Origin of the sequence: Acidovorax sp. (assembly GCF_016783915.1) — a bacterium.
In the GTDB taxonomy this organism is placed as follows: Bacteria; Pseudomonadota; Gammaproteobacteria; order Burkholderiales; family Burkholderiaceae_C; genus Acidovorax.
Genome location: NZ_JADHVT010000154.1, coordinates 1 through 10,615, shown reverse-complemented (window position 1 = coordinate 10,615; position 10,615 = coordinate 1). Strand labels below are relative to the sequence as shown.

Annotated in this window: 11 protein-coding genes; 10 read left to right on the top strand and 1 reads right to left on the bottom strand. The window is 65.3% G+C overall.

Annotation, left to right across the window (positions count from 1 at the left end; all coding sequences use genetic code 11):
- The first annotated feature begins 115 nt into the window (after window positions 1-115).
- From ISS20_RS20535 to ISS20_RS20500, 8 genes are all read left to right on the top strand, one after another.
- Window positions 116-898 (top strand): ABC transporter ATP-binding protein, encoded by a 783-nt coding sequence (locus tag ISS20_RS20535; protein ID WP_291439074.1) that lies wholly within the window; start codon window positions 116-118, stop codon window positions 896-898.
- Complete coding sequence (locus ISS20_RS20530; protein WP_291439072.1) at window positions 895-1,632, top strand: ABC transporter ATP-binding protein; 738 nt, start codon at window positions 895-897, stop codon at window positions 1,630-1,632. The genes ISS20_RS20535 and ISS20_RS20530 overlap by 4 nt, the downstream gene beginning before the upstream one ends.
- 115 nt (window positions 1,633-1,747) lie before the next feature.
- Window positions 1,748-2,734, top strand: a complete 987-nt coding sequence (locus ISS20_RS20525) for a branched-chain amino acid ABC transporter permease (RefSeq protein ID WP_056640195.1) — start codon at window positions 1,748-1,750, stop codon at window positions 2,732-2,734.
- Window positions 2,735-2,750: 16 nt separating this feature from the next.
- Window positions 2,751-3,824, top strand: coding sequence for a branched-chain amino acid ABC transporter permease (locus ISS20_RS20520; protein WP_291439071.1), 1,074 nt, complete (start codon window positions 2,751-2,753; stop codon window positions 3,822-3,824).
- A gap of 92 nt (window positions 3,825-3,916) precedes the next feature.
- A complete protein-coding gene (locus tag ISS20_RS20515; protein WP_291439069.1) occupies window positions 3,917-6,073 on the top strand; it encodes a D-(-)-3-hydroxybutyrate oligomer hydrolase in 2,157 nt (718 codons plus the stop codon).
- A gap of 101 nt (window positions 6,074-6,174) precedes the next feature.
- Window positions 6,175-7,341, top strand: a complete 1,167-nt coding sequence (locus ISS20_RS20510; RefSeq protein WP_291439067.1) for an ABC transporter substrate-binding protein — start codon at window positions 6,175-6,177, stop codon at window positions 7,339-7,341.
- A gap of 175 nt (window positions 7,342-7,516) precedes the next feature.
- Window positions 7,517-8,383: an alpha/beta hydrolase gene (locus ISS20_RS20505; protein ID WP_291439065.1), complete on the top strand. Its 867-nt coding sequence runs from the start codon at window positions 7,517-7,519 to the stop codon at window positions 8,381-8,383.
- Window positions 8,384-8,427: 44 nt separating this feature from the next.
- Window positions 8,428-8,895: a DM13 domain-containing protein gene (locus tag ISS20_RS20500; protein ID WP_291439063.1), complete on the top strand. Its 468-nt coding sequence runs from the start codon at window positions 8,428-8,430 to the stop codon at window positions 8,893-8,895.
- 12 nt (window positions 8,896-8,907) lie between these two features.
- Here the strand turns inward: ISS20_RS20500 and ISS20_RS20495 are convergent, their stop codons facing one another.
- Entirely contained in the window at window positions 8,908-9,150 is a 243-nt protein-coding gene (locus ISS20_RS20495) for a glutaredoxin domain-containing protein (protein ID WP_055400446.1), read from the bottom strand.
- 111 nt (window positions 9,151-9,261) lie between these two features.
- On the opposite strand from ISS20_RS20495, the gene ISS20_RS20490 reads away from it, so the two are divergent.
- A complete protein-coding gene (locus ISS20_RS20490) occupies window positions 9,262-9,828 on the top strand; it encodes a lipocalin family protein (protein ID WP_291439060.1) in 567 nt (188 codons plus the stop codon).
- Between the two features lie 11 nt (window positions 9,829-9,839).
- On the top strand, window positions 9,840-10,615 hold a 776-nt coding region (locus ISS20_RS20485; RefSeq protein ID WP_291439058.1), incomplete at its 3' end, for an FAD-dependent oxidoreductase.

Sequence of the window (10,615 nt, the reverse complement as noted above, 5' to 3'; positions counted from 1 at the left end):
ACCAACTACTACGTGATCGGCACCTGCCCCTAAAGTGCCGGGGCGCGCTGCCGCAGGGCAGGGCGCCCCAACCATTACATCGATTGACTCAGACCGTGAAAGTGAACCCCCACCCATGAGCACCTTGGCCACCAAGGACTTGACCATCCGCTTTGGCGGCCACGTGGCGGTCAACGGCGTGACCTGCTCTTTCGAGCCCGGCACGCTGACCGCCATCGTGGGCCCCAACGGCGCGGGCAAGACCACTTACTTCAACCTGATCTCGGGGCAAATCAAGGCCACCAGCGGCAGCGTGATGCTGGGCGGGCAGGACCTCACGGGCCAGTCCGTCTCGGCACGCACCCACGCGGGCCTGGGCCGGGCGTTCCAGCTCACCAACCTGTTTCCCAATCTCAGCGTGCTGGAGAACGTGCGCCTGGCCGTGCAGGCCACGCAAGAGGGCAAGCACCGCCGGGGCATGAACCTGTGGAGCATCTGGAGCGACCACAGCGCGCTGACCCAGCGCGCCCGCGTGATCCTGCAGGCCGTGGCCATGACCGACCGGGCAGATACCCCCGTGGCCAGCCTGCCGCACGGCGACCAGCGCAAGCTCGAAGTGGCGTTGCTCATGGCACTGGAGCCGCAGGTCTACATGTTCGACGAGCCCACGGCCGGCATGAGCCATGACGAGGCGCCCGTGATCCTGAACCTGATCCGCGAGCTGAAGAAGGACAAGACCAAGATCATCCTGCTGGTGGAGCACAAGATGGACGTGGTGCGCGAGCTGGCCGACCGCATCATCGTGCTGACCAACGGCACGCTGGTGGCCGACGGCCCGCCGGCCGAGGTGATCGCATCGCCCGTGGTGCAAGAGGCTTACCTGGGCGTCTCCAAGGACGCAGAGAAGGAGGCCGCATGAGCACGGCACCAACGACCAACCTGCTCGAACTCAAGAGTGTGCACACGCACATCGGGGCGTACCACATCCTGCACGGCGTGGACCTGGCTGTGCCCAAGGGGCAGCTCACCATGCTGCTGGGCCGCAACGGCGCAGGCAAGACGACCACGCTGCGCACCATCATGGGCTTGTGGCATGCGTCGCAGGGCTCCATCCACTTTGGTGGCAAAGACATCACCGCGATGAATACGCCGGCCATCGCGGGCCTGAACATCGCCTATGTGCCCGAGAACATGGGCATCTTTGCCGACCTCACGGTGAAGGAAAACATGCTGCTGGCCGCGCGCAGCGCGCGCAATGCCGCGCAGATGGACGAGGCGCGGCTGCAGTGGATCTTCAAGCTCTTCCCCGCCGTGGAGAAGTTCTGGAACCACCCTGCCGGCAAGCTCAGCGGCGGCCAAAAGCAGATGGTGGCCGTGAGCCGCGCCATCGTCGAGCCGCGCGATCTGCTCATCGTTGATGAGCCCAGCAAGGGCCTGGCGCCCGCCATCATCAACAACATGATCGATGCGTTCGACCAGCTCAAGAAGAGCGGTGTGACCATCCTGCTCGTCGAGCAGAACATCAACTTTGCCAAGCGGCTGGGTGACACCGTGGCCGTGATGGACAACGGCCAGGTGGTGCACGCGGGCAGCATGGCCGCGCTGGCGCAAGACGAAGAACTGCAGCGCTCGCTGCTGGGGTTGGCGCTATGAGTCGTGTGAGTAATTTTAGATGTTTTCGGGCGGTAGCGCAGGTATCTATTGCCCTGGTAGCTATCAAATGTGTAGCTGATGTACGTGGTGCGGCGACCGCCGCTGGAGGTCGGGCATGAGCATCACCCGCGATTTCGACTGGAAGCCCCTGGCACTGGTGCCGGCGCTGGCGCTGCTGGTGCTGCCCTTTATCGGCTCGCCCAGCACCTGGCTCACGCTCACGGTGGCGGGGCTGGCCATGGGCATGATCATCTTCATCATCGCCTCGGGCCTCACGCTGGTGTTTGGCCTGATGGACGTGCTGAACTTCGGTCACGGCGTGTTCATTGCGCTCGGCGCATTTGTGGCCACCAGCGTGCTGGGCGCCATGGGCGACTACACGCAAAGCGCCGAGCTGTGGCGCAACCTGATGGCTGTGCTCCCCGCCATGGTGGTGGCCATGGCGGTGGCGGGGGCCGTGGGCCTGGCGTTCGAGCGTTTCATCGTGCGGCCGGTGTATGGACAGCACTTGAAGCAAATCCTCATCACCATGGGCGGCATGATCATTGGTGAAGAGCTCATCAAGGTCATCTGGGGCCCCGCGCAGATCCCGCTGCCGCTGCCCGAGGGCATGCGCGGCTCGCTGCTGGTGGGCGATGCTGCGATTGAAAAGTACCGCTTGGTGGCCGTGGCCGTGGGCCTGCTGGTGTTTGGCGTGCTGGCCTGGACGCTGTCGCGCACCAAGGTCGGCCTGCTGATCCGCGCCGGCGTGCAGGACCGCGAGATGGTCGAAAGCCTGGGCTACCGCATCCGTCGCCTGTTTGTGGGCGTGTTCGTGGTGGGCTCGGCCCTGGCGGGCCTGGGCGGCGTGATGTGGGGCCTGTACCAGCAGAACGTGGTGCCCCAGATGGGCGCGCAGGTCAACGTGCTGATCTTCATCGTGATCATCATCGGCGGCCTTGGCAGCACGGGCGGCGCGCTCATCGGTGCGCTGCTGGTGGGGCTGATGGCCAACTACACCGGCTTCCTGGTGCCCAAGGTGGCGCTGTTCTCCAACATCGCGTTGATGGTGGCCATTCTCTTGTGGCGTCCGCAGGGCGTCTATCCCGTGGCCAACCGCTGATGAGGAGCCGACTGACATGCTGAACCGACTTCTCTCTGGCGACTATCCGCGCAGCAAGGTGCTGGCGGTGATTCTGGTGGCTATCTTTCTGGGTCTGGCGTTTGCGCCGTTCCTCTTTCCGGGTGTCAAGGCGCTGTCCGTGGCAGCCAAGGTGCTGATATTTGTGGTGCTGGTCGCCAGCTTTGACCTGCTGCTGGGCTACACCGGCATCGTGAGCTTTGCGCACACCATGTTCTTTGGCATTGGTGCCTACGGCATTGCCGTGGCCACCACACGCATGGGGCCCACCTGGTCTGCGCTGCTGGTGGGGCTGGGCGGGGCGCTGGTGCTGTCCCTGTTGCTGTCCCTGGCTGTGGGGCTCTTTTCGCTGCGGGTGCGTGCCATCTTCTTCGCCATGATCACGCTGGCCGTGGCGGCGGCGTTCCAGACGCTGGCCTCGCAACTGTCGGACATTACCGGCGGCGAAGACGGCCTGACCTTCAAGGTGCCCGAGTTCCTGTCGCCCAGCTTCGAGCCGTTTGACGACCCCTTCCTGGGCGTGAGCATCGACGGGCGGCTGATCTGCTACTACCTGCTGTTCGTCACGGCGGTGGCGCTGGTGCTGGCACTGCTGCGCATCGTCAACTCGCCCTTCGGCCGGGTGCTGCAGGCTATTCGCGAGAACGAGTTCCGCGCCGAGGCCATTGGCTACCGCGTGGTGGTGTACCGCACCACGTCCAGCGTGCTGTCGGCGCTGTTTGCCACCATGGCGGGCGCGATGCTGGCGCTCTGGCTGCGCTACAACGGGCCGGACACCTCGCTCAGCTTCGAAATCATGATGGACTGTCTGCTCATCGTGGTGATCGGTGGCATGGGCACGATCTACGGCTCGGCCATTGGTGCCGTGCTGTTTCTGGTGGCGCAAAGCTACCTCCAAGACCTTTTACGCCTGGGCAGTGAGGCCACGTCGGGCCTGCCCTGGCTGTCGGCCCTGCTGTCGCCCGACCGCTGGCTGTTGTGGCTGGGCGTGCTGTTCGTTCTGTCCGTTTACTACTTCCCCACCGGTGTGGTGGGGCGCCTGCGCGCGGCAGCTGCGCGCAAGGTGGGGTGAGTGGCCCGGCCGCGCCGGGTGACTGGCGTGGCCTGGGTGTGTTGGTGAGCTGTGCAACAAGACGCAAAGAAAAAACTCCAGGAGACAAGCACATGAAGATGAGCATGAAGAACCCGCGTTTTCGTCCCTTTTCTAGTCCGTTCGTTCCCGCCGTGCTGGCTGCGGCCGTGCTGGCCGCCTGCGGCGGCAGTGATGGCGACAGCGCCGCACTCAACATCAAGCCCGCCTACCTGGGCGCGATCAGTGAGGCCATGTACGACGGCACCAGCAACGACCTGCTCACGGCTGGTCTGGGCGCCACGGGCCTGGCTGCCACCGTGCCGCCGGCCTATGCCGACCCGCTCAAGCCCACGGCGGCCGAGCTGCGCCGCACCGCCATCCACACCAACTACCGCGCCATGCTCGACATGACGGTGGCGGGCGGCTACGGCATGCTCTACGGCCCCAATGTGGATGCGCAGGGCAAGGTCACCACCGGCGAGGGCAAGGTGGCGGGCACCGAGTACATCGCGTTTGCCGACGACGGCACAGGCCGCAAGAACGTCACCCTCATGGTGCAGGTGCCTGCCAGCTTCGACCCCAAGAAGCCTTGCATGATCACCGCCACGGCTTCGGGGTCGCGCGGTGTGTACGGCGGCATCTCCACCGGCGAGTGGGGCCTGAAGAAGGGCTGCGCCGTGGCGTACTCTGACAAGGGCACGGGCGGCGCACCGCACGATCTGCAGAACGACACCGTGCCGCTGATCGACGGCACCCGCGTCACGGCCACGGCAGCGGGCAAGGCGGCGGCCTTCAATGCAGGGCTTACCGCCACAGAGCTGGCGGCCTTCAATACCGCCACACCCAACCGCTTTGCCTTCAAGCACGCGCACTCGGGCCAGAACGCCGAGAAGGACTGGGGCACCACCACCCTGCAGGCGGTGGAGTTTGGCTACTATGTGCTTAACCAGCGCTATGGCGCCACCGATGCAGCGGGCCAGCGCCTGAAGACGCTGACTCCGGCCAACACCATCGTGATTGCGTCCAGCATCTCCAACGGTGGCGGTTCCGCAATTGCTGCGGCCGAGTTGGACACCCAGGGTCTCATCAGCGGCGTGGCCGTGTCCGAGCCCGCCATCGAGATGCCCGCAAACCCAGGCGTCACGGTGCGCCGTGGCAGCGCCGATGTGGCCGTCACGGGCAAGACGCTGGTGGACTTCACGACCTACGCCAACCTGTACCAGGCCTGCGCATCGCTGGCGCCGTCGGTCAGCACCAGCCCCTATGCGGCCGCCTTTGCCGCAGGCTTTGGCAGTGCGGCCCTGCCCATTGCGCCCAATCGCTGCGCCTCGCTCAAGACGGCAGGCCTGCTCACAGCCTCCACCACGGCCACACAAGCCGAAGAGGCTCTGCAAAAGCTGCGGGCCTACGGCTGGGAGCCGGAGTCCAACGACCTGCACGCATCGCTGGCTGCCTTTGAAGTTGCTCCGGCGGTCGCCGTCACCTTCGCCAACAGCCTGTCGCGCGCCAGCGTCAAGGACCACCTGTGCGGCTTCAGCTACGCTGCCACGGCGGCTACGGGCGCGGTGACATCACTGGCACCCGCAGCGCTCGCTGGCATGTTTGCCACGGGCAATGGCGTGCCTCCATCGGGCGGCATCAACCTGGTCAACAACCTGGGCAAGCTGGGCCCGGCACGCGACTTCCTGTCGGTGTCGGACGCTGGCCTGGCCGACTGGAACCTGAGCGGTGCGCTGTGCCTGCGCAACCTCGTCACCGGCAGCGACGCTGCCGCCAAGAAGCTGCAGGCCGGTGTGGACGAAACCCGCCGCAACGGCAACCTGCGCGGCAAGCCCGCCGTGATCGTGCATGGCCGTGCCGATGCGCTGCTACCCGTGAGCCATACGTCGCGCCCCTACGCTGCGCTGAACAAGAAGGTCGAAGGCGCCGCCAGCAAGCTCAGCTATGTGGAAGTGGCCAACGCGCAGCACTTCGACAGCTTCATCGGCTTGCCCACCGTGCTGCCGGGTTATGACAGCCGCTACGTACCGTTGCATGTGTACCTGAACCACGCGCTGGATGCCGTGTACGACCACCTCGCCAACGGCAAAGCGCTGCCCGCCAGCCAGGTGGTGCGCACGGTGCCACGTGGCGGCACACCGGGCAGCGCCCCGGCCATCACCGCCGCCAACGTGCCGCCGCTGGCCGCCACACCCGCTGCCGCCAACGCCATTGCCATCACGGCCGGTGCCATTTCCATCCCCGACTGACCAAGACGCCGAACGACCTACATGGAAGCCCGGAGGCCCGTGCACCGCTGGTGCCAGGCCCCCGGGCCATTCAAGGCGCAGTCATCACAAGGATGGAACCAATGAACACTGTGAAGAGTTGGGCACGCCGCGCGTCGGCCGCCCTGAGGTTGAGTGGCGCGCTGATGGTGGCACTGGCCGCAGGCGTTTCGGTGCCAGCGAGGGCTGCCGAGGTGGTGGTGGGGCAGGTGGCCCCGCTGTCTGGCGTGCTCGCCAGCACCGGCGCGCAGATGGTGCTGGGCGGCAAGATTTATTTTGACTGGGTCAATGCACAGGGCGGCGTGCATGGCGCCAGCATCCGCCAGGCTGTGTCCGACGATGGCTACAAGGTGGCAGACACGGTGGCCCGCACCCGCGAGCTGCTGGCCAAGCCCGAGGTGGTGGCGCTGTATGGCTTTGCTGGCACGGCCAACATCACCCAGCTGCTGTCCGATGGCGTGCTGGAGCAGGGCGGCGCCGCGCTGGTGGCGCCGTACACCGGTGGCGAGTCGTTGCGCAGCCCGTTCAACCCCTGGATCTTTCATGTGCGTGCGGGGTATGTGGACGAAACCGAGCACATGGTGCAGCAGCTGACTACCCTGGGCATGAACCGCGTGGCCGTGATGTACCAGGACGATGGTTTTGGCAAGGCGGGCCTGGCGGGCGTGGAGGCGGCGCTTGCCAAGCGTGGCCTCAAGCTCGTGGTGTCTGCGGGCTATGAGCGCAATACCGACAAGGTGGATGACGCCGTCAAGGCCATCAAGGCCGCCGATGTGCATGCGGTCATCATGATTGCGGTAAACAAGCCTGCGGCGGCATTCATCCAGCGCTACCGCGAGCAGGGCGGCGGCGCGCAGCTGTACAACATCTCGGTGGTGGACCCGACGGAGCTGGTGAAGCTCGCGGGCCTGAAGAACGCCCACGGCCTGGGCATCAGTCAGGTGGTGCCGTACCCCTACCGCCCGCAACTGCCCGTGGTGCGCGAGTACCAGACGTTGCTGAAGAAGTACGCGCCTGAGGCCGAGGTCAACTACACCAGCTTCGAGCAGTTTTTGGGCGCCAAGGTGCTGGTCGAGGCCCTGCGCCGCGCCGGGCCTGCGCCCACACGCGCCAAGGTGGTGAAGGCGCTGGAGTCATTGCAAAGCTATGACCTCGGAGGCATCACGCTGGGCTATTCGCCCACCAACCGCATCGGCTCGCGCTATGTCGAGGTTACCGTCATCGGCAGCAACGGCCGCCTCATGAAATGAGCGCGGCTCAAAAAACTCTCCTGGCGTCGTTGTTGCGTCTTGCCGTACTTTCAGTACTGTCTGCGACGCAACGCCTAGCCAGGACCGCTTCGCTGAGTTTTGTGAGCCGCTACCCGTCCTCAGGTTGTTATTTACGCAGCCTGCATTCCTCCACCGACTCACAAGGTTGTCCACCATGACTCCGTTATCGCGCTACGCCACCTGTGCTGGCTATGAAATCCACTACATGGAGTGGGGTGCGCGTGATGCGCCCGTGGTGATTGCATGGCATGGGCTTGCGCGCACCGGGCGCGATATGGACGAGCTGGCCGCGCACCTGGCACCGCGCTATCGCGTGATCTGCCCCGACACCCTGGGCCGGGGCCTGAGCCAGTGGGCGCGCGCGCCGCAGGACGAGTACCGCCTGTCGTTCTACGCGCGCATTGCGGCCAGCCTGTTTGACCAGTTGGGGATCGAGAAAGCGCACTGGGTGGGCACGTCGATGGGTGGAGCCATTGGCACGGTGTGCGCGTCGGGTCTGTTCGAGCCGCAGCTCAAGGGCCGCATCACCAGCCTGTTGCTCAACGACAACGCCCCGCGCCTGGCCGATGCCGCGCTGGAGCGCATCAAGGCCTACGCGGGCGACCCGCCCGCGTTCGATACGGTGATGGAGCTGGAGGCGTTCTTCAGGCAGGTGTACAAGCCTTACGGCTGGCTGAGCGACACGCAGTGGCGTCTGCTGACCGAGAGCAGCACGCGCCGCCTTGCCGACGGACGTGTGACGCCGCACTACGACCCCGCCATGGTGCAGCAGTTCACGCACCATGCCAACGACTACCTGATCTGGGACCACTACGATGCGCTCGACATTCCCGTGTTGTGCCTGCGTGGGGCCGAATCTGACTTGGTGCTCCCGGATGTCACGGCCGAGATGCTCACGCGCGGCCCTGGTGCCCGGGGCCTGGCTCAGGTGGTCGAGGTGCCCGGTTGCGGTCATGCGCCAGCGCTGAATGTGCCGGAGCAATACGCAGTGGTGGACGGGTTTCTGGCGAGGGCAGGGTGACGTGACTGGCGGTACATTGGCTCGAACTGATGTTGCCTACCGCCATGAAACTGTTCTTGCTCATTGCCTCGCATCTGCTCACCCTGGCCTTGGGGTTTGCCGCGGGTGTGTACTGGTTGCCTATCCTGATTGCCCCGGCATCTCCCACGCTGCAGGAGGTTCAGGCAAGCATGCCCACGGCGCAATGGAAGGCCACCTTTCGCCGCGACCTGAAGGACAGCGACGCCCTGCACTGGGGCGATGGCGAGGTCTCCATTGGCCCGCAAGCCATCAGCCTGGCGGGCAAGCTGGCACCGGGGCCAGACTACAAGCTCTATCTGTCGCCCGAGTTTGTGGAGTCCGAGGCCGACTTCAAGCGCCTCAAGCCACAAATGCTGCGCGTGGGGGATGTGAAAACGTTCAACAACTTCATCGTCCCGGTGCCGCAGGGCGTGGATCCAGCGAAATTCAACACCGTGATCGTGTGGTGTGAGACCTTCAGCGAGTTCATCACCGCCGCGAAGTACCAATAGCCAAAGCAGGTGTCACTGGCCGATTTGCGCCAGCGCCGCCTGCAGCCCGGCCAGCCCGCCCACGCGCTGGTTGTTGATGAAGATCTGCGGCATCTGTCGCACCGATGGCCCGCACTTGGCGTAAAACGCCAGGCGCTCGGCCTCGTCGTCGATCTTGATTTCCTCAAAAGGCAACGAGCGCGACTGCAGCAGCTTCTTGGCCGAGTCGCATTGAGGGCAGGCGGATTTGGAGTAAACGGTGATTTGAAAAGTCATGGGCTGAGTTTACGGGCGGGCCATGACACCCGCGCCTGCCGGGCTTTCGCCACAACTGCGCTGGTGGTGGCAGAATACCAATTGGTTTGTTTTGTGACTAATTGGTAATTTATGCCCTTCTTTCTATCCTGCTTCCGCCGCTGCGCCTGGCTCGGGTTGGCCTTGGCGTTGCTCGCCTTGAGTGGTTGCTCGTCCACTCGCCCGCCCGAGGGCATCACCCCGGTCACCCCGTTTGACCTCGCGCGCTACGAGGGCCGCTGGTACGAGGTGGCGCGGCTCGACCATTCTTTCGAGCGCGGCATGACGGACGTGAGCGCCACCTACCAGCGCCAGGCAGATGGCAGCGTGCGTGTGCTCAATCGCGGTTTTGATACGGGCAAGAACGACTGGCGCCAGGCGGAGGGCAAGGCCCTGTTCACGGGCGATACGAACACTGCGTCACTCAAGGTGTCGTTCTTTGGCCCGTTCTATGGCGGCTACCACGTAGCAGCGCTGGATGCGGACTACCAATGGGCCCTGGTGGTGGGGCCAGACCGCAGCTACTCCTGGATCCTGTCGCGGACGAAGCAGCTGCAGCTTGCTGTGCGCGAGCAACTTTTGGCCCGCGCGCAGGCACTGGGCATCGATACCCAGGCGCTGATCTGGGTAACCCAAGAACGCACCGACCCGCAGCCATGAGCGTTTTGACGATGTCACAACCCGTCGCCGTCATCGGTGCAGGTCTGGCGGGCCTGTCGTGTGCGCAGGCGCTGCTGCAGGCGGGACATACGGTGCATGTTTTCGACAAGAGCCGGGGGCCGTCGGGCCGCATGAGCACCCGGCGCGCGGAGGACGAAAACGGAACCTGGCAGTGCGACCACGGCGCGCAGTATTTCACCGCACGTGACGCCGCTTTTCGCTCAGAAGTCGCCCGTTGGCAGCAGGCCGGTGTGGCCGCCCCATGGGGCGCACGCCTGGCGAGTTTTGACGGCACTGGCTGGACCACCCCGCATACGCCCCTTGAGCGTTTTGTGGGTACACCGCGCATGACATCGCCCGCTGCTTGGCTGGTGCAGGGCCTGGCGCAGGCCGGTGAGCGCGCCCACACCCAGTGGCAGACCACCGTGCAGCGGCTGGAGCGGCACCCCGAAGGATGGGCCATCACCTCCGCAGAGCAGGGTCTGCATGAGCAGCGCTACAGCGATGTGCTGCTGGCTGTGCCCGCGCCTCAGGTGGCGCCGCTGTTGACCCGGGTGTCCCCCGCCGGCGCTGCGGTGGCAGGCAGCGCCCGCATGCGAGGCAGCTGGGCCGTCATGTTGCGTTATGCCTCGCCTGTGGCCTTGCCGTGGGACGGCGCCTTCATCAACACTGGCCCGCTGCGCTGGGTGGCGCGCGATAGCAGCAAGCCTGGCCGTACTGGGCCAGAAACGTGGCTTCTGCACGCCAGTGCCGAGTGGAGTGAGGCGCATATCGAAGACAGTGCAGA